The sequence below is a fragment of the Rhodococcus sp. 7Tela_A2 genome, assembly GCF_049311045.1.
Classification (GTDB): Bacteria; Actinomycetota; Actinomycetes; order Mycobacteriales; family Mycobacteriaceae; genus Rhodococcus.
Map to the genome: position 1 here is coordinate 1 of NZ_JAXION010000047.1, position 23,906 is coordinate 23,906.

Below are 23,906 nucleotides of genomic sequence, written 5' to 3' on the forward strand. Positions count from 1 at the left end.
GGCGGGGGGGGGCCGCCCCCCCCCCCGCCGCACGGGGGCCCCCCCCCCCCCCCCCCCCCCCCGGCGCCCGGCCCCGGGAGTCATGGGTGACACCTCACCCGGACTGAGCGGACTTCTCGGCTTCCTGCGCCTGGGCCACCTCTTCGGAGGTGAACCGGATGAAGAACGCCGCGATGCCGGCGATCACCGCGCACGCGGCGCATCCGACGAGGGCGAACATGTATCCCTCACCCTGCGCGGTGAGTTGCGCGGCGGTCATGTCCGCGACCGCGCCGGACGTGCCTCCGAGCGACATCGTCTTCGAGGTGGCCAGCGCGCCGATGACGGCGAGGCCGAGCGGTCCGCCGAGCGTCTGCGCGACCTGCGCGATGGCGGACAGCGGCCCGATCTCGTGCGCGCCGACGCCCGCGATGGCGCACAGCGGAAGCGGGACCACGGCCAGACCCACTCCGAACCCGACGACCAGCACCAGCACGAACAGCGTCGGGAAGTACCGCACCGTCTCGTCCATCGTCGACCCGTAGAGCAGGCTCAGGGTCATGATGACGGCACCGGTGACCACGAGCCACCGGGGCTGCACCCGCGCCGCGAGCTTGGACGAGGCCGCGGCCGCTCCCCCGAGACCGAATGCGAACGGCACGAACGCGAGGCCCGCCTGCAGCGGTGTGTAACCGAGGACGTCCTGCACGAACAACGCGACGAACGCCGCGAGGCTGAACATCACCGCGCCGGCGAAGAAGATCGCCACGAAGGTCGCCACGCGGTTCTTGTTGCGGAACAGCACGAAGGGCAGGAGGGGGTTCTCGGCACGGCGCTCGACCAGCAGGAAGATCCCGAGCAGGACGACGCCGGCAGCGAGCGCACCGATCACCGCGGCGCTGCCCCACCCGAGTTCGGGACCTTCGGTGAGGCCGAACACGATGCCGGTGCATCCGAGCGTCGCAAGAATGGCACCCGGAACGTCCAGCGCCAGACGTTCGGACGACGTTTCGCGCAATGCACCGAGGGCCAGTACGACGATCACGACACCGATCGGGACGTTGATGAGGAAGATCCATCGCCACGACACCTGCGTCAGCGCCCCACCCAGGATGAGCCCTGCGATCGATCCGACGCCGGTCATCGCCGCGAAGACCGCGATGGCCCGGTTACGGGCGGGACCGGCGGCGAACGTGGTCGCCACGAGCGCGAGCGCCGTCGGTGACGCGATCGCGGCGCCGACTCCCTGGAGCGCACGCGCACCGATGAGCATCGCCTCGTTGGTGGCCAGACCGCACAGCAGCGACGCGAACGTGAACAGGCCCACGCCGGCGATGAACATCCGTTTGCGCCCGAAGCTGTCTCCGAGGCGGCCGCCGAGCAGCATCAGCCCACCGAACGCGAGCGCGTACGCGGTGAGGACCCAATTCCGGCCGGCGTCGGACAACCCGAGTTCCGCCTGCAGTGGAGCGAGAGCAAGGTTGGCAACGGTGCCGTCGAGCACCACCATGAGCTGCAATCCGCTGAGGACCAGGGTGGCCAGAGCGAGTGCGCGAGCGGTCATGGGGTGCGCGGCGCCGGAGGCGTGTGCGGTATCCGAGGTGTGTGCCACGGGGTCCAACGTTACCGACCTTCCGGACCGAACCCGGCGACCGGACCGATGACGATGATGGCGGGTGGACGGGTCCCCTCTTCGCGGACCCGGGCGGCGACGTTGCCGAGATCGGTCCGGAGCACCCGCTGGGTGGCCAGGGTTCCTTCCTGAACCACCACCACCGGGGTGTCGACGGGCCGGCCCCCGGCCGTCAGGGCGTCGGCGAACTTCTCGATGCGTTCGACGGCCATGAGCAGCACGAGCGTCCCCCGGAGTTTCGCGAGGGCACTCCAGTCGGTGAGCGAATCGGGATGGTCGGGCGCGACGTGCCCGCTCACCACGACGAACTCGTGTGTCACCCCGCGATGGGTCACCGGAACACCCGCGGCGGCCGGCACCGAGATCGCGCTGGTGATGCCCGGGACGACTGTCACCGGTATTCCGGCGGCGGTGCACGCCTCGAGCTCTTCGTATCCCCGTCCGAAGACGTAGGGGTCGCCACCTTTGAGCCGGACCACGAACTTTCCGGCCTTCGCCCGATCGATCAGCGTGTCGTTGATGACCTGCTGCGCCATCGCGCGGCCGTACGGCAGCTTGGCCGCGTCGATCACCTCGACGTGCGGATCCAGTTCGGCGAGGAGTTCCTGGGGGGCGAGATGATCCGCCACCACCACATCGGCACGGGCCAGCAACCGGCGGCCCCGAACGGTGATGAGGTCCGGATCACCGGGTCCACCGCCGACCAGCGCCACGCCGACCGGTTTCTGCGCCGCGTCGTCGGCGACCTCGGACAGCGCCGCGCCCGCGAGGGCGTCCCGGATGGAGGTGCGCACTGCCGCGGACCTGCGATGGTCGCCGCCGGCGAGGACTCCGACGGAAAGCCCGTCGTAGCGAGCGGTCGCGGGTGTGACGGCACTACCTTCGCGTGCGCTGTCGGCGCGCACGCAGAAGATCCGGCGGCGTTCCGCCTCGGCGACGATGGCGGCGTTGGTCTCGGGCTCGTCGGTGCAGGCCATCGCGTACCAGGCGTCTTCGAGGTCGCCGTCGCGATAGTCGCGGATGTCGAGCGAGAGACGGCCCTTCGTGGCCATGCTCTCCACCGCGGGTGTGGCGGCCCGTGCCACGACGTGGACATCGGCGCCCGAGGCCACCAGCAGGCCCAGACGACGTTGCGCAACGCTGCCGCCGCCCACGACCACCACACGTCGTCCCCGAAGGTCGAGCCCCACCAGGTAATTGGTCTCGTCGTCGGCTACCGGCACCGGCATTCCCCATCTCTCGTGTCGAAGCGAACCGTCGAGAGATCAACCCCGGGAGCGCTCCTCGTCTCGCCCGCCCGTCGCGGACGAGTGCGGCCCGGCTCGGAGCCGGGCCGCCATATCCGTGCCGCGGATCAGACCGCGGCGGCTTCCATGGGTGCGACCTGACCGCGACCCGGAACGACGTCGAGCTGAAGCGTCTTGGTGGTGTGGTCCCACACCTGACGGAACAGATCCTGGTTCTCGGTGAGCTTGACCCCGAGGGAGGGGACCATCTCCCGGAGCTTGGGCTGCCATGCGTCCCACTGCTGCGGGAAGCAGCGTTCGAGAACGTCGAGCATCGCGGGGACTGCGGTGGACGCACCCGGCGACGCTCCGAGCAGACCCGCGATCGAACCGTCCGCAGCGCTGACCACGGCGGTACCGAACTCGAGCACGCCGCCCGCGCCCTTACGGCGGATCACCTGCACGCGCTGGCCGGCGACGATCAGCTCCCAGTCTTCGAGTCGTGCCTCGGGCGCGAACTCCGCGAGGGTGCCGATGCGATCGGCGGGCGACTGGGTGAGCTCACCGACGAGGTACTTGACCAGGCCGAGTTCGGTCACGCCCACTCCGAGCATCGACATCAGGTTGTTCGGCTTGACCGACTTGGGCAGGTCCATGATGCCGCCCTGCTTGAGGAACTTGGGCGACCATCCGGCGTACGGCCCGAACAGCAGACCCTGCTTCCCGCCGATCACGCGGGTGTCGAGGTGAGGCACCGACATCGGGGGCGCGCCCACCGCGGCCTTGCCGTACACCTTGGCGCTGTGACGAGCGATCACCTCGGGGTTGGTGCAGCGCAGGAAGGCACCCGACACGGGGAATCCGCCAAAGCCCTTGGCCTCGCTGATGCCGGACTTCTGCAGGAGGTGGAGGGCACCGCCACCCGCGCCGACGAAGACGAACTTGGCGTGGACCTTGCGGGACTCGCCCGTGCGGCGGTTGCGCACCTTGACGATCCAGCTGCCGTCGGACTGCTTGCTGATGTCGGTGACCTCGTGGCCGAAGAAGACCGTGCCACCCGAGGCCGCCACATTGTTGATGAGCTGCTTGGTGAGGGCACCGAAGTCGACGTCGGTTCCCGTCTCGGTCCAGTTCAGCGCGACGGGGTCGGAGAAGTCCCGGCCGGCGGCCATGAGCGGCAGCCGCTCGGCGAAGAACTCGGGGCTCTCGGAGTACTCCATGCCCGCGAACAGCGGATGGCCCGCGAGGGCGTCGTACCGGGCACGCAGGTACTTCACGTCGTCCGCGCCGTGCACGAAGCTCACGTGCGGGATCGGGTTGATGAAATCCTTGGGGTCGCTCAGGATGCCGTTGTCGACCGCGTACGACCAGAACTGGCGCGAAACCTGGAACTGCTCGTTGACGTTGACCGCTTTGGCGATCTCCACCGAGCCGTCGGGCTTGCCCGGCGTGTAATTCAACTCACACAGCGCCGAGTGGCCGGTACCCGCGTTGTTCCACGGGTCGCTGCTCTCCGCCGCCGCGGCGTCGAGCCGCTCGAAGGCGGTGATCGACCAGTCGGGCTGGAGCTGACGCATCAGCGCGCCGAGGGTCGCGCTCATGATGCCGGCGCCCACGAGCACTACATCGGTTTTCGCCTCTACCACGTTCTCTGACACGGGGAAATCGACTTCCTTGTCTGTTCGCACGCGCCGTCGCGCCTTCGCGCACCGCTTACGTGAGTGTCCCGAACGCGCCCGCACACAATCCCCGATTTCAGGATTCGTCCGCAGCCGCGCGACTGCGACGCACAGGTTACCCGGGCGTATACCGGCTCTTCATTTTCACCTCATTGTCTACCCGCAGCACCCCCCGCCGAACCCTCCTAGAGTGTGATAGTGACTACTTGGCAGCCCGACATCCTGGGCGACGGATACGAGCAACTCGTGTTGCCGCTGGGCGACGACCCGGACGGTGAGGGCGACATCACCGCAACCCTGGTGCGATATCAACCCGCCACCGGCGCGGTGGGCGAGCCGAGCACGCTGCCCCGTCGCGCGGTTCTCTACGTTCACGGCTTCACCGACTACTTCTTCCAACAGCACCTCGCCGAGCATTTCGCCGCGCAGGGGTATCGGTTCTTCGCACTCGACCTCCGAAAATGCGGACGCTCGCGCGCCCCGGGCCAAACGCCCCACTTCGTCACCGACCTCGAGTATTACGACCAGGAACTCGACGAAGCGCTGCGCATCGTCTCGGCCGAGGTCTCCGGGGGCGGCGTCGTACTGGCCGCGCACTCCACGGGTGGCCTCGTGCTTCCGCTGTGGCTCGACCGCCTGCAGCGTCGCCCCGGCGGATCGGCCTCGGCCGGGGTGAGCGGGCTCATCCTCAACAGTCCGTGGTTCGACCTGCAGGGCCCGTCGTATCTGCGCAACGTCGGTACCGCCGCGATCGACGTGCTCGGACGCGTTCGCCCACACTCCGCCGTGCCCGGGCGAAAGCTCGACACCTACGGTGTCAGCCTGCAGAACGGCGGCTGGTCCTACGACCTCGACATGAAACCGCTGACCGGATTTCCGATCCGGTTCGGCTGGTTGCGTGCCGTGCGCATCGGGCACGCTCGCCTGCATCGCGGTCTCGATGTCGGGGTGCCGTCGCTGATCCTTCGTTCCGGGGCGTCACGCTTCGCCCCGAAGTACGACGCCACCATCGACACCGTCGATGCGGTCCTCGACGTGCGTCAGATCGCGCGGTGGGCGGGCTGCCTGGGAGACCGCACCACGATCGTGCCGATCGCGGGCGCGCGACACGATGTGTTTCTCTCCACACCGGGGCCCCTGGCTGCGGCATTCCGGGAATTGGACCTGTGGCTGGGATGGTTGAACGGAGACGGAACCGCGGGCGAGCCCGCCGGGGCCGGGGATGTTTCCGCACCGCCACAACCCACGGGAGAACACGCGTGACCCACTACGACCTCGCGATCATCGGCTCCGGATCGGGCAACTCGATCCTCGACGAGCGCTACGACGGCAAACGCGTCGCGTTACTGGAGGCGGGCACCTTCGGTGGCACCTGCCTGAACGTGGGCTGCATCCCCACCAAGATGTACGTGTACGCAGCGGACGTTGCCCGCACCATCCGGTCGGCGCCCAAGTACGGGATCGACGCCACGATCGACGGGATCCGGTGGAACGACATCGTCGACCGGGTCTTCGGCCGCATCGATCCGATTGCCGCGGGCGGTGAGCAGTACCGGCGTGAGGGCTGCGCGAACGTCACGGTGTACGACGGTCATGCACGGTTCGTCGGCGAACGCACGCTCGACACCGGGACCGGCGAGACGATCACCGCCGACCAGATCGTCGTGGCAGCCGGCGCGCGCGCCGAGATCCCGCGGGAAGTGCTCGACGGCGGGGTGACCTACTACACGAGCAACAACATCATGCGGCTCCCGAAGCTCCCCGAATCGATGGTGATTCTCGGAACCGGCTTCATCGCGATGGAGTTCGCCCACGTCTTCTCCGCCCTCGGCACCAGGGTGTCGGTGATCGGGCGGAGCGGCAGACTGCTGCGCCACCTCGACACCGACGTCTCCGAACGCTTCACCGCACTCGCGCAGCAGAAGTGGGACGTCCACCTGGAGAACCCGGCCCGTGCCTTCCGGCCGGTGGGCGACGGAGTGGAAGTCGAACTGGCCGACGGCGCCGTGGTGGCCGGAGACGTGCTGCTCGTCGCGACGGGCCGGCACCCCAACGGTGATCTCCTCGACGTCGCGGCGGCGGGGATCGAACTCGACGCGGCCGGGTCCATCGTCGTCGACGACTTCCAGCGCACAACGGCGGAAGGTGTCTTCGCGCTGGGCGACGTGTCGTCGCCGTACCAGCTCAAGCACGTCGCGAATCACGAAGCGCGTGTCGTGCAGCACAATCTCCTGCACGACGCGTGGGGACCGGACACCTCCGCACTACAGCGCACCGATCACCGGTTCGTGCCTGCCGCGGTGTTCACCGATCCGCAGATCGCGACCGTCGGACTCACCGAGGCGGAGGCCCGCGCCGCGGGATACGACATCTCCGTCAAGATCCAGGACTACGGAAATGTCGCCTACGGCTGGGCGATGGAGGACACCGAGGGGTTCTGCAAGCTGATCGCAGACCGGTCCACCGGCCTGCTTCTCGGTGCCCACATCATCGGTGCGCAGGCATCGACAGTGATCCAGCCGCTCATCCAGGCCATGGTGTTCGGTATCACGGCACAGGACATGGCCACACGCCAGTACTGGATCCATCCGGCACTTCCCGAATTGGTGGAGAACGCACTGCTCGGCCTGTAGAGCCGAACTCCTCCGGCCCTCGCACCCTCCGCGGCTGCGGGGGCCGGATGCGTTGTGGCCTACCAGCTCCCGGTGCGCAACGCGATCGCCGACGCGAACTCTGCCGCTGCCCGTGCGGGCACGTTGTCGATGCTGCCGAGGTCGACCACGCGAAACTCTCCGGTCACGTACCGCATCGAGGCGTCCGCTTCCGGCTTGCGGGCCGGGTCTCCGATCACGATGGTGGTGGGTACTTCCGCCACCGGTGCCGACGCGTCGCGTACGGCGCCGTCGAACATCGGGACGACGGGATGGCCGCGGTCGACCACGACGAGACTCGCGAAGCGGCCGAAGCGGCCGGAAGCGACCGTCCAGGCCATTTCGGCGCCGGCGCCGATGCCGGCGAGATGCACCCACGGCAGCGACAGTTGATCGAGCACGGCGAAGACGCCGTCCGGGGTCAATCCGTCGAGCGTCTCGGGCACGATCGTGCGCAGATCCGAATTGTGCAGTCTCTCGCACACCGCGTCGAATACGTCGGCTCGTTCCCCCGCGTCGGGCAGCAGCAGCACGGAGTGCCGGCTGTCCGGTCCGTCGACGCGCACCTCGATCGAACCCGAATCGGTGGTCACCATCGTCGATTCCATGCCCCGAAACGCTACACGTCCCCACGACGACCGGCCCTGCGTCCCGTACCCGGGAAACCCGGACGGGCACGCCCGTCGCTTCTGCGATTTCCCGACGGATCGGTGTGTCCGGGTTTAACCGGATCCGGCCCGGGAAATCGGCCGCTATGACTCCGACGAGCAACGGCGACCGCTCGCCCCGAAACGACCCGTCCGACACCGTGTCCGGCCACGATTCGGTCTCCACCCTCGACCGAACCGCCGAACACCGGGAAGCACACGCACCGGCGACATCGTCGGCACCGGCGAACACCCGACACGAGAACCGCAAGCTCGGTGGCTACGTAGCAACCCTGCTGCTGTACGGGCTGTTCGTGGGGGTGGTGGCCGTCCTGACCGCAGTCACCCCTCGGCGACTGCCGGGACGGCTGACCGTGCGCGACCTCGTCGTCTCCGCCGCCGCGGCCCACAAGTTGTCGAGGACGGTGACCAAGACGTCGGTCACGCGCCCGCTGCGCGCCCCGTTCACGAAGCCCGGTGAAAAAGGCGGCCCCGGCGAGGTCATGGACCGGCCGGCCGGGCGTGCGGGCCTCAAGCACAGCATCGGAGAGTTGCTGACGTGCCCGTTCTGCTTCGACGTGTGGGCGATCACCGCCGTCACGGTGGGCAGGGTGTTCGCACCCGCCGCCACGGTTGTCGTGGTGGATGCACTCACAGCGCTGACGGGCGCAGATTTCCTGCACCTCGCCTACGCCCGCGCACAGCAGATGGCGGAGGGGTGATCCGGCGGGTCGGCGGACCCGGCGACGGGTAGGTGAGACGGCCGGTTTACGGAACCGTCAGAATCTCGGCTCCGGTGTCGGTGACGACGAGCGTGTGCTCGAACTGCGCACTCCACTTGCGGTCCTTGGTGACGACGGTCCAGCCGTCCTCCCAGATCTCGTAGTCCGGAGTGCCGAGATTGATCATCGGCTCGATCGTGAACACCATGCCCGGCTCGAGGACCGTGTCGATGTCGGGGCGGTCGTAGTGGAAGACCACCAGACCGTTGTGGAAGGTCTCACCGATGCCGTGACCGGTGAAATCGCGCACCACCCCGTACCCGAACCGGTTCGCATACGACTCGATGACGCGACCGACCACGTTGAGGGCTCGCCCGGGCGCGACCGCCTTGATCGCCCGGGCTGTGGCCTCGCGGGTACGTTCGACGAGAAGCCGTGCCTCCTCGGACACATCACCGGCGAAGAACGTCGCGTTGGTGTCGCCGTGGACGCCGTGGATGTACGCGGTCACATCGATATTCACGATGTCGCCGTCCTCGATCACCGTGGTGTCGGGGATGCCGTGACAGATCACCTCGTTGAGCGACACGCACACCGACTTCGGAAATCCCCGGTAGCCGAGATCGGACGGGTACGAACCGTGGTCGCACATGTACTCGTGTGCGATGCGGTCGATCTCGTCGGTGGTGACGCCCGGTGCGACGGCTTTACCCGCCTCGATCAGCGCTTGTGCAGCGATCTTCGACGCGATCCGCACCTTCTCGATCGTCTCGGGCGTCTGCACCCACGGCTCGTTGCCCTCGTTCGCGGTCGGCTTCCACACGTATTCGGGACGCTCGATCGACTTGGGTACTTCACGGATCGGTGTCGCGGTTCCGGGGACGAGCGGGGCGCGGGTAGGCATGGAATCAGATTAACCCGCGCGCCGCGCTCGCACCGACACCCCGGCCGAGCCGCGGTTCTCGTTACGGAGTGACGCCCTGACGGCCCTCGTTACGGAGTGACGCCCTGACGGCCCTCGTTACGGAGTGACGCCCTGACGGCCCTCGTTACGGAGTGACGCCCTGACGGCGCAGAATGTATCGCTGGACCTTGCCGCTCGGCGTCTTGGGAAGGTGCGGAACGAAATGCACGGTCCGCGGGTAGGCGTGAGCCGCGAACTTCTTCTTCACCAGTTGCTGGAGATCGGCCTCGAGCGCATCGTCGCCCTCGACGCCTTCGCGCACCACGACGAACGCTTCGAGGACCTCCCCGCGAAGTTGGTCGGGCACGCCCACCACCGCAGCCTCCACCACGTCCGGGTGCATCACCAGAACCGATTCCACGTCGAACGGCCCGATGCGGTATCCGGCCATGATGATGACGTCGTCGTCACGTGAGGAGAAGAAGAAGAAACCGTTCTCGTCGACCCGCCCGGCGTCGCCGGTGAGGTACCACCGGCCGTCGTCGCTGAACCGGTCCGCCGTCTTCTCCGGCGCATCGACGTAGCCGGTGAACCACACGAGCGGGCTGGCGGGGACGTCGATCGCCACTCTGCCCACCTCTCCCGGGGCCGCGACCTCGTCGCTGTCGTCGCGCAGTACCGCGCAGGTCCATCCGGGCAGCGGCTTGCCCATCGATTGCGGCGGAACCTGTTCGCGCAGCCCGTCCGCCCAGGCGTCGACCACGAACATGCCGTGCTCGGTCTGGCCGTACTGGTCGCGCACCACGGCACCGAGGGTCTCTTCGGACCACGCCAGCACATCGGGGGTGAGCGGCTCCCCCGCCGACGACGCACGGCGCAGCGTCACCGCGGGATGTGCCGCGGTGTCGGCTCGCAGGCTGCGATAGACGGTGGGCGCGGCAGCGAAGTTCGTGACGCCGAAACGGTCGAGGATCTGCCACGTCAGCGCCGGTGAGAAACCTCCGTGGAGGAGGATGCTGCGGCGTCCCGCCGCGAGCGGGCCGAGCAGGGCGTAGTAGAGGCCGTACGCCCAGCCGGGATCGGCGGCGTTCCAGAACACATCGTCCTCGCGCACGTCGAGCCCGAACTCGAGGTACGCGTGGAAGGACGCGAGGGCCCTGACCGGCACGGGCACGCCCTTCGGGGTGCCGGTCGTGCCCGAGGTGAACAGTTGCACGAGACCACCGGTCCCGCCGACCGCCACCGCCTCGGCACGCGGGTCGTCGGCCGAGTGGGATTCGAGCAGGTCCGCGAAGCGCACACCGACTCCGCTGCTCTCTCCCGCGACCACGACCTGCCACGGAGCGTCGTGCGGCATGTCGTCACCCGGTGCGAGTTTGCCCACCTGATCGCCGTCCGCGACGACGACCCGCGCACCGCCGGCCTGCAACCGGAAAGCGATGGCGGGCGGTGCGAATGCCGTGAACAGCGGGAGGTGGACGGCACCGCGACGCCAGATCCCGAGCAGCGCGACCACCAGGTCGGCGGACTTGCCCATGAGCGTGGCGACGTGGTCACCGGGTTCGACGCCGAGGTGCGCGAGTGCCGCGGCGAAACGCTGCGATCGTTCGCGCAGTTCGCCGTAGGTCAGGTCGGTGGAGGTGAGGTCGGGTTCGATCACGGTGAATGCCACCGCATCCGCGGGATGGTCGTCGCACAGCAACTGCGCAGCGCACGCGTCAGGGGTGTCGTAACGATCCAGCAGTTCCCGAACGCGTGTCGCTGTGTCGACCATCAGGTCCGTCCTCTCCTCGTATCCCGGCGGGCCGCGCTCTACGCGGCACTCGTATGCCTCTATGATCCGAGTCACACATTGGTTCCGATACCCCCGGAAAGGGGTGACATCCGGTGTCGGTCGTCTCATCGCCGCTGCTTCGCCCCCGTGACGGGGATGCACTGCGTCTCGAACTCCGTCGCACCGCCGCGCAGGCACAGGTACCCGTGGTCTTCGCCGGCCAGGTCCAGAACAACGACCTGCATCTGAGCGAGTTCTTCGGGACCCGCACCAACAACCTCGCCGGCGTCGTCGTGCCACCCCGCGCGGGGCTGGGAGGCCGTGTGCTCTCGGAGGGCCGCCCCGTCACCGTGGCCGATTACGGACGCTCGTCGTCGATCACCCACCACTTCGATCGCCCGGTCCTCGGGGAAGGTCTCCGGTCGATCCTGGCGGTGCCGGTGATGGTCGGCGGGGTCGCGCGTGCGGTGTTGTACGGGGCCGCGCGGGAATGCGCACCGCTCGGCGAACGCGCGGTACATGCCTTCGCGCAGACGGCAAGCCGGCTCGCGAACGAAATCGCGGTGCGCGACGAAGTGGACCGGCGGATGGCGATGCTCACGCACCTCGGGCCGAACGGGCACGATCCGGTCGCGACCGCTCATATACGAGAAGTCCACGCCGAGTTGCGCACTCTCGCACGGGATGCCGGCGACGAGCACTTGCAGCGGCGCCTGCGCGAGCTGTCCGAACGACTGGCGGTCGCGATGGGAGGCACCGAGAAGGGGCGGCCGGAGGTGACGCTCTCGTCCCGCGAGACCGATGTCCTGTCCTACGTCGCCCTCGGGTGCAGCAACGCCGAGATCGCGAGGCGGTTGTCGGTCGGTCCGGAAACGGTCAAGAGCTACCTCCGCAGCGCCATGAGCAAACTCGATGTCCATTCCCGCCACGAAGCGGTGGTCGCCGCGAGAAAATCAGGGCTGCTGCCCTGACCCCTTCGGGTTCCGGATCGGTCGGGCATCGGGAAGGAGCGTTCGATGCCGGAGACCACCGCAGCGCCCGAACTCAAACGTGTGATGGGGCCGGGTCTGCTGCTCCTGTTCATCGTCGGAGACATTCTCGGCACAGGGATCTATGCACTCACGGGCAACGTCGCGAACGAAGTCGGCGGAGTCGTCTGGCTGCCGTTCCTGACCGCGTTCGTCGTCGCCACGATCACCGTGTTCAGCTACCTCGAACTGGTCACGAAGTATCCGCGCGCCGCGGGTGCCGCGCTGTACACGCACAAAGCTTTCGGGATCCACTTCCTCACGTACATGGTCACGTTCACGGTGATGGCATCCGGTATCACCTCCGCATCGACAGCGGCACGGGCGTTCGCGGCGAATTTCGGGGAGGCGTTCGAGCTCGACCTCGCGGGCGGAATCGGGATCACCGTGGTGGCGCTGGGGTTCATTGTCGCGGTCGCCGTGATCAACGTGCGCGGGGTCAGCGAAAGCGTCAAGACGAACGTCGTGCTCACCGTCGTGGAACTCTCGGGCCTGCTCATCATCATCTTCATCGGGATGTGGGCGCTCGGGTTCGGCACCGGTGACTTCTCGCGAGTGGTCGAGATCGATACCGGTGATCGCTCCGTCTTCACCGGGGTGGTCGCGGGCACGGCTCTCGCGTTCTTCGCCATGGTGGGATTCGAGGATTCCGTGAACATGGCCGAGGAGTGCAAACACCCGACGCGGATCTTCCCGAAGGTCCTGCTCGGCGGTCTGTGCATCACCGCGCTCATCTACGTGCTGGTCTCCATCACGTCGGTGGCACTGGTGCCCCCCGACCTCCTCGGGGAGGGCGAGACACCGCTGCTGCGGGTCGTCGAAGCGGGTGCGCCGGCCTTCCCCCTCGGCATCTTCGCGTTCATCACGATGTTCGCGGTCGCCAACACCGCCCTGATCAACATGCTGATGGCGAGCCGCCTCCTCTACGGGATCTCGCACGAGGGTGTGGTCCCCGCTGCGCTGGGCAAGGTGCACCGGACGCGGCGCACGCCCTACGTGGCGATCGCCTTCACCTCCTTGCTCGCAGTCGGGCTCATCACGTTCGTCGGGGAGATCCCCGAACTCGGCGGCACGACGGCATTGCTTCTCCTCATGGTGTTCACGATCGTCAACGTGGTCGTGCTGGTCCTGCGCCGTGATCACGTGGACCACAACCATTTCCGGGCGCCCACGGTGCTGCCGGTCATCGGTGCCTCGAGTTGCCTGTTCCTCGTGTCCCCGTTGGTGGATCGACCGGGCACCCAATACCGCATCGCAGGCGTCCTGCTGGGAATCGGCGCACTGCTGTGGGTCGCCACCCGCCTGCTGGCACGATACGGCGGGATGACGCACCGGACGTCTGCACCGGCGGAGCCACCCGTCGACTGACGATCAGGCTCCGTCGTCCCGGTAGCCGGGAGGCAACGCGGCGAACATGTCGCGCGTGACCGCGACGGCATTGTCCGAACTGCCTCCTCGCACCACGAGGGTCGCGAACGCGAGGTCACCCCGGTAGCCGACGAACCAGGAGTGCGAACCGCCCTCCACCTCTGCCTCACCGGTTTTGCCGTACACGTCGCCCTGGTCCCGGATGCGGTCGGCGGTGCCGCTCGTGATCACCAGGCGCATCATGTCGCGCAGGCCCGCCACCACCTCCGGAGAAACCGGAGCGGGATCACCCTGCACGACCGTCTCCCGGCCTTCGATCAGATACGGGACGGGTGTGCGCCCGCTCGCGACGGTCGCGGCGGCGAGCGCCATCCCCAACGGGCTGACGACCACCTTGCCCTGCCCGAATCCGTCCTCGGTGCGTTCGACCAGATCGTCCGCGGGCGGAACCGACCCGGTGAATGTCGGCATGCCGACCACCTCGTAGTCGACGCCGATGCCGAATCGCCCGGCGGCGGTGTGCAACGCATCCGATTCCATCTCGGAGGCGAGTTTGGCGAACGAGGTGTTGCACGACCTCGCGAAGGCGGTGGCGAGTGTGACCGAGCCGAGCGCGAACTCGTTGTAGTTCGGGATGCTGCGGTCGCCGATGGTGATGCGTCCCGGGCACGGAACGATGGTGTCGGGCAGTGCGAGACCGCTCGACATGGCGGCGCCCGATGTAATGATCTTGAATGTGGAGCCGGGCGGGTATTGCCCTGCGAGCGCCACCGGTCCGTCGCGGTCGGCAGCGGAGTTCTGCGCCACCGCAAGCACCGCGCCGGTGGAGGCCTCGATGACCACAGTCATTGCTTGCTCCGTCCGGGCGCCGACCGCATTCTGCGCGGCCACCTGGATCGGACGGTCGAGGCTGATGGAGACCGACGGCACCGGCATGGGTTTCGTCTCGGTGAGCACATCGGTGTCGACGCCGTACTGGTTGACGATGACGACGCTCCACCCCGCGGTCCCGTCGAGGTCGCCGATCACCGCCTTCTTCACCTGCCCGACGAGGTCGGGCGCGAAGGCACGATCCGTCGAGACCAGATCGGACTGTTCGGTCACCACCACACCGGGTATCGCGGCAAGACGGTCGGCAACGAGTTCGTAGTCGTCCTCCGCGAGCCGCATCACCGACCGAGGGCCGGACACCGCGGTCACCGATTCGGCGATCGCCTGAGCACTCAGCGACGAGTCGAACTGCACGAGCGCGGCGGCCAGAGCCTTCGCCGCGGACGAGACGTCTCTGTTCTGCGTCGCATCGAAGGCGATGCCGTACACGGTCCCCGGGACGAGCACGTCGCTGCCCGCATGCTCGTTGACGCGGGCGCGCGGGGCCGGAGTGCTGCGCAGTTGCATGGTCTGGCGGTTGCCGAGTTGCGGGTGGAGAGCCGATTTCGCCCATCGGACCGACCACTGCTCGCCGCTTCGCCCCATGTGCAGTTCACCCGTGTACTGCCACACCCTCTCTCGCGGCAGGTGCCATTCGTAGCTGTAGCCGACGGTCGCGGAATCTCCGTCGATGCGCGTGGAGGTGGTGGTCGCCACCAGGGATTCGGCTTGCAGCCCGTCCCATGCCTCGCCCAGTGCGCCCTCGGCCTCGTCCGGCCGGTCCGAATGCGCGGCCGCTGCGGCGAAGTCCTGCGCCGCGAAGTCGTCGAGAAAAAGCTGCGCGGCGGCTTGGGGGCCCGTGACGCCGGGCGTGCACGCGACGAGAAGACCGCACAGCAGCGCCGTCGCCACCCAGACCGCGACGACGGCGACACGACCGGGCCGCGCGGGCGCCAGAGGTGAACGTCGAGGGCTCATCGCCCGTCATGGTAAGCGGACGAGCGCCCGAATCGGCCGAGGCGCGTCAGTCGAGCAACACGGTCGTGAATGTCGCGACCTGGCGGAAACCGATGCGTTCGTACGTGGCGCGCGCCCGGGTGTTGAAGCTGTTGACGTACAGGCTCGGCAGACGCCCCGTCGCGGTGACGGCTGCGCCGACCGCGGCCGTTCCGGCGGCACCGAGACCGGCGCCGCGTTTGTCCGGGTCGACCCACACGCCCTGGATCTGGCCCACCGTCGAGGACTGTGACCCTACCTCGGCCTTGAACACGACCCGGCCGTCCTCGAAGCGCGCCCAGGCGCGTCCGGCGGCGATGAGGCTCGCGACCCTTCGCCGGTATCCCGCTCCCCCGTCGCCGAGACGCGGGTCGACTCCGACCTCCTCGATGAACATCGAGATGGCGGCGGGGAGATAGGCGTCGAGTTCTGCCGGGCGCACCCGCCGCACGCGCGGATCGGGGTCGATGCGGGGTTCCCGGTCGAGAACCAGCAGCGGTTGCTCGGCGCGAACCTCACGCGGAGGCCCCCACGCGGATTCGAGTGCTTCCCACATCGGCAGCGCCAACTCGGCGCGGCCCACGATCGAGGAGCACAGACGCGGCCCGCGGAGGGCTCGCTCGGCGAACGCCTGGATGTCGTCGGGGTTCCCGAGCAGGGGTATGAGGTTTGCGCCGGCGAAGCAGAGTGAGGACTCCGGCCCGCCGCGACTCCACATGTCGCCGCCGACAGCACGACCGTCGAGACCGTACTCCTCGACGCGACCCGCCACCATGCACGACGCCACAGGGTCTCTCGCGAGCACCCGCAACACCGAGGCCGTATCACGGCCACCCAGCGACCGGACACCCAGAAGCTTGAGCACTCGCTCACCACCCGTCGACAAGCCGATACGAGATCAGGGTGCCACGCGTCACCCGCTCAGGGAAATCGGGGTATCAGCCGACGGACACGACCGGGTTTCCGGCTCCGGCGTCGCCTTCCATCTCCTCGGCGATCCGCATCGCCTCTTCGATCAGCGTCTCGACGATCTGCGCTTCCGGCACCGTCTTGATGACCTTGCCCTTGACGAAGATCTGGCCCTTGCCGTTACCCGACGCCACACCGAGATCCGCCTCGCGGGCTTCACCCGGACCGTTGACGACGCAGCCCATCACTGCGACGCGCAGCGGGATCTCCATCCCCTCGAGCCCAGCCGAGACCTCGTCGGCCAGCGTGTAGACGTCGACCTGTGCGCGCCCGCACGACGGGCACGACACGATTTCCAGCTTGCGGGGGCGCAGGTTCAGCGATTGCAGGATCTGCGTGCCCACCTTGATCTCCTCCGCGGGCGGAGCGGACAGCGATACGCGGATGGTGTCGCCGATCCCTTCGCTCAGCAGCGCGCCGAACGCGACCGCGGACTTGATCGTGCCCTGGAAGGCCGGTCCGGCCTCGGTGACACCGAGGTGCAGCGGGTAGTTGCACTGGGCGGCGAGCTGACGGTAGGCCTCGACCATCACGACCGGATCGTTGTGCTTGACCGAGATCTTGATGTCGCCGAAGCCGTGTTCCTCGAAGAGGCCCGCCTCCCACAACGCGGACTCGACGAGCGCTTCGGGCGTCGCCTTGCCGTATTTCTGCATCAGGCGCGGATCGAGGGAACCGGCGTTCACGCCGATGCGGATCGGAATGCCCGCGTCGCCGGCCGCCTTCGCGACCTCCTTGACGCGACCGTCGAACTCCTTGATGTTGCCGGGGTTGACCCGCACCGCGGCGCATCCCGCGTCGATGGCGGCGAAGATGTACCGGGGCTGGAAGTGGATGTCGGCGATCACGGGGATCTGGCTCTTCTTCGCGATGGTCGCGAGAGCGTCGGCATCCTCCTGCCGAGGGCAGGCAACACGCACGATGTCGCAGCCCGAGGCGGTGAGCTCGGCGATCTGCTGAAGCGTGGCGTTGATGTCGTGGGTCTTGGTGGTGCACATCGACTGCACCGAGATGGGGTGATCGCTTCCGACACCGACATTGCCGACCATGAGCTGGCGTGTCTTGCGTCGCGGCGCGAGGACCGCGGGCAGTTCGGGCATGCCCAATCCGACGGGGCTGGTCACAGTTCGCCTTCTTTCGTAGCTACCCGGCAATTCTAGCGGCGCAGGTCAGAACAGCTGGATGGGGTTGATGATGTCGGCGGTGAGGGTGAGGACCATGAACGCGCCACCGATCACGACGGCGACGTAGGTCAACGGAAGCAGTTTCATGTAGTCGACGGGCGCTCCTTCCGGCAGCCCGCGCAATCCGCGCACCCAGTTGCGGATGCGTTCGTAGATCGCCACGGCCATGTGCCCACCGTCGAGCGGAAGCAGCGGCAGGAGGTTGAAGGCACCGAGGAAGAAGTTGAGCTGCGCGAGAAGCAGGACGAAGGATTGCCAGATCCCGCGCTCCGCGAACTGCCCGCCGATGACACTGGCACCGACCACGCTCACCGGGGTGTCGATGGCGCGCTCACCGCCTGTCACCGCAGTCCACAGATCCGACACCTTGCTGGGCAGATCCATGAGCGACTGGGCAGTGATCACGGCTAGGTCGCCGGTGAATTGGAACGTCGCCGGAATCGCCGTGAGTGCGTTGTACTCGGTCGGACGGTTCTCCTCTCCCGTCACGCCGATCGCGCCCACGGTCTCGGAGGTGATCTCCCCGGTCGCGGTGTTCTCCACGTACCGCTGCACCTGTTCGACGGTCACCGGCACGGTGAGGGTTTCCCCACCCCGCTCGACCGTGAAGTCGACGGTACCCGTGGCGGCGCGTGTCGCCTCGACCAGCGCGTAGAACCCTTCGACCTCCTGGCCGTCCACAGCGACGATCACGTCACCGGGCTGGATTCCCGCCTCACCCGCAGGCCCGGTGCCGGTACACGGGGCGAGCGCGTAGTCGCCGTCCGCCCCCGCCTGGCTGGGTGCCACACAGGACACCTCCGCGACGGTGGCCTTGGGATGCAGTTGCGGCAGCGCCCACGCGACGGCGAGGACATAGATCAGGACGATGCCCAGCGCGAAGTTCATCCCGATGCCACCCGCCATGACGACCAGGCGCTTCCACGTCTTCTGCTTGTACATCGCGCGGTCGTACTCGTCGGGAGCGAGTTCGTCGAGGGCGGTCATGCCCGCGATGTCGCAGAAACCTCCGGCCGGGATGGCCTTGAGACCGTATTCGGTCTCGCCGCGGCGGAAGGCGAAGATGCGCGGCCCGAAGCCGATGTAGTAGCGCCGAACCTTCATGCCCAGTTTCTGCGCGGTCCACATGTGGCCGGCCTCGTGCAGGGCGATGGAGGCGGCGATGCCAAAGGCGAAAACCACAACGCCCAATACGAACATCATGTGTGGCCGATCCTCCTAGTCGACGAGTGTGCGCGCCCGGCTGCGGGCCCAGCCGTCGGCTGCGAGCACATCGTCCACGGTACTGGGTTGCGCCGACCACTCGTCGGCGTCGTCCAGCACGGCCTCGACGGTCTGCACGATCCGGGGGAACGAGAGCCGTCCCGCGAGGAACGCCTCGGCGGCGATCTCGTTCGCCGCGTTGTACACGGCGGTCAGGCAGCCGCCGCGGCTTCCTGCGGCGCGTGCGAGTTCCACAGCAGGGAACACCGCGTTGTCGAGCGGCTCGAACTCCCATGTCGACGCCGTCGAGAAATCGAGCGCCGGAGCCGCCTCCGCGACACGGTGCGGCCAGCCGAGCGCGAGCGCGATCGGCAGAGTCATCGACGGCGGCGAGGCCTGGGCGAGCGTGGACCCGTCGGTGAAGGTCACCATGGAATGCACGATCGATTGCGGATGGACGGTGACGTCGATCCGGTCGTAGGCGATACCGAACAGCAGGTGCGCCTCGATGAGTTCGAGCCCCTTGTTCACGAGCGTCGCGGAATTGAGGGTGTTCATCGGGCCCATCGACCACGTCGGATGGGCGCCGGCCTGCTCGGGTGTGACCGACTCGAGACGATCTGCCGTCCAGCCCCGGAACGGCCCACCCGACGCGGTGAGCACCAGACGGGCCACCTCGTCGGCAGTGCCGCCGCGCAGGCACTGCGCCATCGCCGAATGCTCGGAATCGACCGGCACGATCTGGCCCGGAGCGGCCGCTGCCGTCACGAGCGCACCACCGGCGACGAGCGATTCCTTGTTCGCCAGCGCGAGGCGCGCCCCGGTCTCGAGAGCCGCGAGGGTCGGCGCGAGCCCGAGCGAGCCGACGAGCCCGTTGAGCACCACGTCGGCTTCCACCTCCCGCACGAGCGCGGTCACCGCGTCGGGGCCGCTGCGCACCGGACGGTCGAGGCGCGACGCGGCGGCGGGGTCGGCGACCGCGACCTCGGAGACACCGAACAGACGGATCTGCTCCGCCAGCAGGTCGATGTTGCCACCGCCCGCGGCGAGGCCGACCACCTCGAACTTGTCGGGGTTCGCGTCGATCACCTGGAGCGCTTGGGTCCCGATGGAGCCGGTGCTGCCCAGCAGCAGCACGCGTGTACGGGAGGAGTTCTCTGCTTCGGCCACGGATGCATTGTTCCCGACGGCGGTGTCCACGTCATGAACCGGTGGTCACGGGTCGTACCGGACTTGCCGTGAGAGCGCCCCCACTTCATACGACGGGCGGTCGTATGTCACGATTAGCGGCAACAGGACCAACTGGCAAGCAGGAGGAAACGGTGGCCGGTACCGAGCTGGAGTCCATTCATGACAGAACGGTGGCGGAGGTGCCCTCGGCGGAGTGGGGCTGGAGTGGTGAAGCACCGCGCGCGTTCCGTGCCGCAGGCTGGATTTTCGCCGCGTTCCTCCTCCTGATGATGATCGGCAACCACACCGGCCGCGTCGAGGACCTCTACCTCATCGGTTTCGCTGCGGTGATCGTGTTCATCCTCGTCCGCGACATCGTCAGTCGCCGTCGCATGCGGTAACACCACTGGTCGAACAGCAGGGCCCCCCCGGAGTGATCCGGGCGGGCCCACGCCGTCGTGGTCCCCGCCTCGCCCGCCCCTGCGCGGAATCAGCGGCCCCGCCCCGGCACAGAATCAGTGGCCCCGCGACCGCACTGAATCAGCGGCCCCGCCACTGCACTGAATCAGTGGCCCCGCCACTGGGGCGCACGTTTGGCCGCGAACGCCCTCGGCCCTTCCTGCGCGTCCTCGCTGTTGTAGCAATGCTCGGACGCGTGCCGGGCAGCGACCAGCGCGGCCGAGCGTCCCATCTCCGTCGAGAGCATCACGGTCTCCCGCGCCGCACGAACCGACAGGGGTGCGCCGGCGAGGATCTCACCCGCCAGGCCGAGTGCCGTCGCGAGGAGGTCTCCGGGCTCGGCGAGCCTGTTGACCAATCCGATCTCGTACGCCCGCTGCGCGGTGATCGGTTTTCCGGTCAGGAGGATCTCCATCATGATCCGCTGCGGGATCATGTGGATCAGTGGAGAAGCCCACGGTGAGCTCCTGCCCACCTTCACTTCCGTCACCGCGAACGTCGCACCGGTACTCGCCACACACAGGTCGCACGATTGCGCGATCAGCCAGCCCCCGGCGAACGCGGCCCCGTTGACGGCCGCGATCGTGGGTTTCGACAGTTCGACCGTGTCGTACGGGACCGGTATCAGCGTGCGGGGCGGAACCGTCATGCCCGTCTCGACCATCTCCTTGAGGTCGCCGCCCGCACAGAACGCCTTGTCCCCTGCCGCGGTGAGGACGGCGACCCGCAGGCCGGGATCGTTCTCGAAGCTGTCCCATGCGGCGTACAAGCCCGCGCGCACCTCCGCGGTGAGACAGTTGCGCGTCTCCGGCCGGTTCAGCGTGATGACGGCGATGCCGTCGTCCCGGGCATCGAACAACACCGCGTCGTTCGTCGGATCCCCGGTCATCGGACAACTCGGCTCATCAGAAACCTCTCTGTCGGATCACGTGTGCCTCACGGTCGAGCGCGTCGCGGAAGTCGGGGTGGGCGATGGCGATCAGCCGTCTGCTTCGTTCGGCCAGCGTTCGTCCACGCAGTTCTGCGGCTCCGAATTCGGTGACGACCACGTCCACCTCACTTCTCGCGGTGGTGACCGGGCCCGAGAGCGCGGCGGTGATCCGGCTGACGGTGCCGTTCTTCGCGGTCGCCGGCAGCGCCATGATGGCGTGGCCTCCCGGCGAACGTGCGCCCGCACGCACGAAATCCACCTGCCCACCCGTGCCGCCCAGGTACGCGGACCCGCTCTGTTCCGCGTTGACCTGCCCGGTCAGGTCGACCTCCATTGCGGAGTTGATCGTCACCAGGTTCTCCAGTTGCGCCAGCACGCCGGCGTCGTGGGTGTACGAGGTCGTGCACATCCGGATCTCCCGGTTTCGGTGCGCGAATCCGTAGAGCCGATCGGTGCCGATCAGGGCGCCGGTGATCGACACCCCCCGGTCGAGCTTCTTGCGGGGGGTGGACAGGGCGCCGGACTCGCCGAGGGCGACGAGGCCGTCGCCCAGCATGCCGGAGTGCACCCCGAGATCCCTGCGGTCGGAGAGCAGGCGCAGGACGGCGTCCGGGACGGCGCCGACCCCCATCTGCAGGACCGCGCCGTCACCGATGTACTCGGCGGCGTGCCGGGCGATCGCTTCGTCGGTCTCGCCGATCCGTCCCGGCGGCACCTGCACAGGTGGGCGCGAGACGTGTACCGCGTAATCGATTCTCGACTCCGGGAGCATCTCGCCGAAGGTGAACGGCACCTGATCGTTGACCTCGGCGACCACTACCCGCGCCCGCGCGACGGCGGCCTGCACATAGTCGCTGACAAGACCGTAACTGTGGTTGCCCTCGCCGTCGGCGGGACCGACCTGAACGAATGCCACGTCGCAACCGATGATTCCCGCCTCGATCATCGGGCCGACCTGACTGACGTGGCACGGAATCACGTCGAGGCGGTGCGCCTTGCTCATCGACCTCAGGGCGCCGATGGCGCCCATACTGGACAGCGCAAAACTCTCGGCCGATTCGGGGGTGAAGATTCCCGAGAAACTGGTCGCGACGAACACCGTCAGATCGCCGACGTCGCGGCCTTGCGCAATCAGCGCTTCGAGCACGCTCGACGGTTCACCGCACGCCTGGCCGACGACGATGTGATCGCCCGGGCGGAGGAATTCGCGAACATCGATGGCCGCGTCGGTACGGACCTGTGTCATGTGCCTTCCGTTCCGCGGGCGCCGTTCGAGTCGGAATCGCCTGCACGCGAACAGGGTTCGGCGGCACGCCGGAGTTGCTCGAGGACGTCGGCGGTGTCGGCGCCGAGCCGGGGCGCCGGTCCCGCGATGCGTCCGGGTGTACGCGAGAACCAGGTGGGCGGCCCGGGATAGCGGACCGGCCCGTACGGAGAGTCGACGTCGTCGAAGAAGCCGGTCTGTTCGAGATGCGGATTGTCGAACAGTTCGTCCAGCGTTCGCACCGGAGCGGCGGGGATATCACGAGACCGCAGGAGATCGAGCCATTCCTGCGTCGTGCGCTCCTCGAACGTCGTGCCGAGAAGTTCGTAGACCTCGTCGATCCGACGCGCCCGCTGTTCGAGAGTCGCGAAGTGTTCGCCGGCCCATTCCGGTTTCACGGCGTCGACGAATGCCGCCCATTGCTTGTCGTTGTAGACGAGCGCCGAGATCCGGCCATCCTTGGTGCGGTACGGCTTTCGGTTCCGTGCGACGACGCGCGGGTAGACAGCCGGGCCCAGCGGCGGTGTGAACATCGCGCCGTTGCCGTGTTCGACGAGCATGAAGGCCGCCATGGTTTCGAACATGGCTACTTCGACTTCCTGCCCCTCCCCTGTCCGTTCACGATGGAAAAGGGCCATCATCGTGGCGTAGAGCGCTGTCATCCCGGCGACCTTGTCGGCGATGATCGTGCCCACGTACCCCGCCTCACCGGTCAACTGCTCTTGCACCGACGGCAAGCCGCATTCCGCCTGGATCGTGTCGTCGTAGGCCGTGAGGTTCGAGTCGGGTCCGCCGCGCCCGTATCCGTAACAGTTGGTGTAGACGATCGACGGGTTGAGTGCCGCGACATCGTCGTATCCGAATCCGAGACCCGCTACGGCCGTCGCACGCATCGAGTGGATGAACACATCGGCGTCGGCGATCAACTCCCGGAGCGTCGACGCGCCCTCGTCGGTGCGCAGATCCAGTACGACGCTGCGTTTGCCGCGGTTGACGTTGACGAAGACACCGCCCATCCCGGTCTCGGGGCCCACCGAGATGTAGCGGGTGTTGTCGCCCGCGGGGGGTTCGATCTTGACCACGTCCGCCCCCATGTCGGCCATGATCTGGGTGCAGTACGGACCCATCACCATCGCCGTCAGGTCGACGACTCGCACTCCTGACAGGGGACCTCGGTGTTTCATCGACAGAACCTCGCTGCTGCGTCGGGTCGGATTCCCCGGCGCGCGGGCCTTCCGGGAACGGCGCA

Annotated in this window: 20 protein-coding genes; 6 read left to right on the forward strand and 14 right to left on the reverse strand. The window is 67.9% G+C overall.

The genetic code is table 11. From position 1 onward, the window contains the following. Positions 1 to 94: 94 nt before the first annotated feature. The 3 genes from TVH25_RS10915 to mqo all read right to left on the reverse strand — a co-directional run bounded on the left by TVH25_RS10915 (position 95) and on the right by mqo (position 4,496). Positions 95 to 1,543 (reverse strand): MFS transporter, encoded by a 1,449-nt coding sequence (locus tag TVH25_RS10915; RefSeq protein WP_296550893.1) that lies wholly within the window; start codon positions 1,541 to 1,543, stop codon positions 95 to 97. 59 nt (positions 1,544 to 1,602) lie between these two features. Beyond that, on the reverse strand, positions 1,603 to 2,841 hold the full coding sequence (cobA, locus tag TVH25_RS10920; RefSeq protein ID WP_169620581.1) for a uroporphyrinogen-III C-methyltransferase: 1,239 nt from the start codon (positions 2,839 to 2,841) through the stop codon (positions 1,603 to 1,605). A 125-nt stretch (positions 2,842 to 2,966) separates the two neighbouring features. Continuing rightward, positions 2,967 to 4,496, reverse strand: coding sequence for a malate dehydrogenase (quinone) (gene mqo / locus TVH25_RS10925; protein ID WP_296550879.1), 1,530 nt, complete (start codon positions 4,494 to 4,496; stop codon positions 2,967 to 2,969). A 219-nt stretch (positions 4,497 to 4,715) separates the two neighbouring features. Here mqo and TVH25_RS10930 point away from each other — a divergent pair, with 219 nt between their 5' ends. Then, a complete protein-coding gene (locus TVH25_RS10930) occupies positions 4,716 to 5,780 on the forward strand; it encodes an alpha/beta hydrolase (protein WP_296550878.1) in 1,065 nt (354 codons plus the stop codon). After that, positions 5,777 to 7,150, forward strand: a complete 1,374-nt coding sequence (gene mtr, locus TVH25_RS10935) for a mycothione reductase (protein WP_422424134.1) — start codon at positions 5,777 to 5,779, stop codon at positions 7,148 to 7,150. The genes TVH25_RS10930 and mtr overlap by 4 nt, the downstream gene beginning before the upstream one ends. A gap of 59 nt (positions 7,151 to 7,209) precedes the next feature. On the opposite strand, the gene TVH25_RS10940 is transcribed toward mtr, so the two are convergent. After that, positions 7,210 to 7,776: an alpha/beta fold hydrolase gene (locus tag TVH25_RS10940; RefSeq protein WP_422424136.1), complete on the reverse strand. Its 567-nt coding sequence runs from the start codon at positions 7,774 to 7,776 to the stop codon at positions 7,210 to 7,212. Between the two features lie 146 nt (positions 7,777 to 7,922). Here TVH25_RS10940 and TVH25_RS10945 point away from each other — a divergent pair, with 146 nt between their 5' ends. Continuing rightward, positions 7,923 to 8,537, forward strand: a complete 615-nt coding sequence (locus TVH25_RS10945; protein ID WP_422424138.1) for a DUF1360 domain-containing protein — start codon at positions 7,923 to 7,925, stop codon at positions 8,535 to 8,537. 46 nt (positions 8,538 to 8,583) lie between these two features. Here TVH25_RS10945 and map read toward each other — a convergent pair whose 3' ends face one another. Continuing rightward, complete coding sequence (map, locus tag TVH25_RS10950; protein WP_169620576.1) at positions 8,584 to 9,441, reverse strand: type I methionyl aminopeptidase; 858 nt, start codon at positions 9,439 to 9,441, stop codon at positions 8,584 to 8,586. Positions 9,442 to 9,586: 145 nt separating this feature from the next. Next, positions 9,587 to 11,215, reverse strand: a complete 1,629-nt coding sequence (locus tag TVH25_RS10955; RefSeq protein WP_169620575.1) for an AMP-binding protein — start codon at positions 11,213 to 11,215, stop codon at positions 9,587 to 9,589. A gap of 113 nt (positions 11,216 to 11,328) precedes the next feature. On the opposite strand from TVH25_RS10955, the gene TVH25_RS10960 reads away from it, so the two are divergent. Both TVH25_RS10960 and TVH25_RS10965 read left to right on the forward strand, forming a co-directional pair. Continuing rightward, a complete protein-coding gene (locus tag TVH25_RS10960) occupies positions 11,329 to 12,186 on the forward strand; it encodes a helix-turn-helix transcriptional regulator (RefSeq protein WP_169620574.1) in 858 nt (285 codons plus the stop codon). A 45-nt stretch (positions 12,187 to 12,231) separates the two neighbouring features. Next, complete coding sequence (locus TVH25_RS10965) at positions 12,232 to 13,611, forward strand: APC family permease (RefSeq protein ID WP_169620573.1); 1,380 nt, start codon at positions 12,232 to 12,234, stop codon at positions 13,609 to 13,611. A gap of 3 nt (positions 13,612 to 13,614) precedes the next feature. Here TVH25_RS10965 and TVH25_RS10970 read toward each other — a convergent pair whose 3' ends face one another. From TVH25_RS10970 to dxr, 5 genes are all read right to left on the reverse strand, one after another. Continuing rightward, positions 13,615 to 15,459 (reverse strand): penicillin-binding transpeptidase domain-containing protein, encoded by a 1,845-nt coding sequence (locus TVH25_RS10970; RefSeq protein ID WP_169652419.1) that lies wholly within the window; start codon positions 15,457 to 15,459, stop codon positions 13,615 to 13,617. Between the two features lie 46 nt (positions 15,460 to 15,505). After that, positions 15,506 to 16,342 (reverse strand): GNAT family N-acetyltransferase, encoded by an 837-nt coding sequence (locus TVH25_RS10975; protein WP_422424141.1) that lies wholly within the window; start codon positions 16,340 to 16,342, stop codon positions 15,506 to 15,508. A gap of 73 nt (positions 16,343 to 16,415) precedes the next feature. Further along, positions 16,416 to 17,570: a flavodoxin-dependent (E)-4-hydroxy-3-methylbut-2-enyl-diphosphate synthase gene (gene ispG, locus TVH25_RS10980; protein ID WP_169620570.1), complete on the reverse strand. Its 1,155-nt coding sequence runs from the start codon at positions 17,568 to 17,570 to the stop codon at positions 16,416 to 16,418. A gap of 45 nt (positions 17,571 to 17,615) precedes the next feature. Beyond that, entirely contained in the window at positions 17,616 to 18,833 is a 1,218-nt protein-coding gene (locus tag TVH25_RS10985) for a M50 family metallopeptidase (RefSeq protein ID WP_169620569.1), read from the reverse strand. Between the two features lie 15 nt (positions 18,834 to 18,848). Continuing rightward, positions 18,849 to 19,970: a 1-deoxy-D-xylulose-5-phosphate reductoisomerase gene (dxr, locus tag TVH25_RS10990; protein WP_378528294.1), complete on the reverse strand. Its 1,122-nt coding sequence runs from the start codon at positions 19,968 to 19,970 to the stop codon at positions 18,849 to 18,851. Between the two features lie 185 nt (positions 19,971 to 20,155). Here dxr and TVH25_RS10995 point away from each other — a divergent pair, with 185 nt between their 5' ends. Continuing rightward, the gene (locus TVH25_RS10995) at positions 20,156 to 20,404 is read left to right on the forward strand and encodes a DUF2631 domain-containing protein (RefSeq protein WP_296550871.1); all 249 of its coding nucleotides are present in this window, start codon (positions 20,156 to 20,158) and stop codon (positions 20,402 to 20,404) included. 164 nt (positions 20,405 to 20,568) lie between these two features. On the opposite strand, the gene TVH25_RS11000 is transcribed toward TVH25_RS10995, so the two are convergent. Genes TVH25_RS11000 through TVH25_RS11010 form a run of 3 tightly spaced genes read right to left on the reverse strand, consistent with a single transcriptional unit; the run spans position 20,569 to position 23,841 of the window. After that, positions 20,569 to 21,351, reverse strand: a complete 783-nt coding sequence (locus TVH25_RS11000) for an enoyl-CoA hydratase/isomerase family protein (protein WP_422424144.1) — start codon at positions 21,349 to 21,351, stop codon at positions 20,569 to 20,571. Between the two features lie 16 nt (positions 21,352 to 21,367). Beyond that, a complete protein-coding gene (locus tag TVH25_RS11005) occupies positions 21,368 to 22,639 on the reverse strand; it encodes an acetyl-CoA hydrolase/transferase family protein (protein WP_422424145.1) in 1,272 nt (423 codons plus the stop codon). Continuing rightward, a complete protein-coding gene (locus TVH25_RS11010) occupies positions 22,636 to 23,841 on the reverse strand; it encodes a CaiB/BaiF CoA transferase family protein (protein ID WP_422424146.1) in 1,206 nt (401 codons plus the stop codon). The genes TVH25_RS11005 and TVH25_RS11010 overlap by 4 nt, the downstream gene beginning before the upstream one ends. Positions 23,842 to 23,906: the final 65 nt, after the last annotated feature.

Excerpts from the sequence above, each read along its gene's own strand:
- TVH25_RS10915 (WP_296550893.1), bottom strand. The coding sequence starts at position 1,543 with ATGACCGCTCGCGCACTCGCTCTGGCCACCCTGGTCCTCAGCGGATTG.
- cobA (WP_169620581.1), bottom strand. The coding sequence starts at position 2,841 with ATGCCGGTGCCGGTAGCCGACGACGAGACCAATTACCTGGTGGGGCTC.
- TVH25_RS10940 (WP_422424136.1), bottom strand. The coding sequence starts at position 7,776 with ATGGAATCGACGATGGTGACCACCGATTCGGGTTCGATCGAGGTGCGC.
- TVH25_RS10945 (WP_422424138.1), top strand. The coding sequence starts at position 7,923 with ATGACTCCGACGAGCAACGGCGACCGCTCGCCCCGAAACGACCCGTCC.
- map (WP_169620576.1), bottom strand. The coding sequence starts at position 9,441 with ATGCCTACCCGCGCCCCGCTCGTCCCCGGAACCGCGACACCGATCCGT.
- TVH25_RS10955 (WP_169620575.1), bottom strand. The coding sequence starts at position 11,215 with ATGGTCGACACAGCGACACGCGTTCGGGAACTGCTGGATCGTTACGAC.
- TVH25_RS10965 (WP_169620573.1), top strand. The coding sequence starts at position 12,232 with ATGCCGGAGACCACCGCAGCGCCCGAACTCAAACGTGTGATGGGGCCG.
- TVH25_RS10970 (WP_169652419.1), bottom strand. The coding sequence starts at position 15,459 with ATGAGCCCTCGACGTTCACCTCTGGCGCCCGCGCGGCCCGGTCGTGTC.
- TVH25_RS10985 (WP_169620569.1), bottom strand. The coding sequence starts at position 18,833 with ATGATGTTCGTATTGGGCGTTGTGGTTTTCGCCTTTGGCATCGCCGCC.
- TVH25_RS11000 (WP_422424144.1), bottom strand. The coding sequence starts at position 21,351 with ATGACCGGGGATCCGACGAACGACGCGGTGTTGTTCGATGCCCGGGAC.
- TVH25_RS11005 (WP_422424145.1), bottom strand. The coding sequence starts at position 22,639 with ATGACACAGGTCCGTACCGACGCGGCCATCGATGTTCGCGAATTCCTC.
- TVH25_RS11010 (WP_422424146.1), bottom strand. The coding sequence starts at position 23,841 with ATGAAACACCGAGGTCCCCTGTCAGGAGTGCGAGTCGTCGACCTGACG.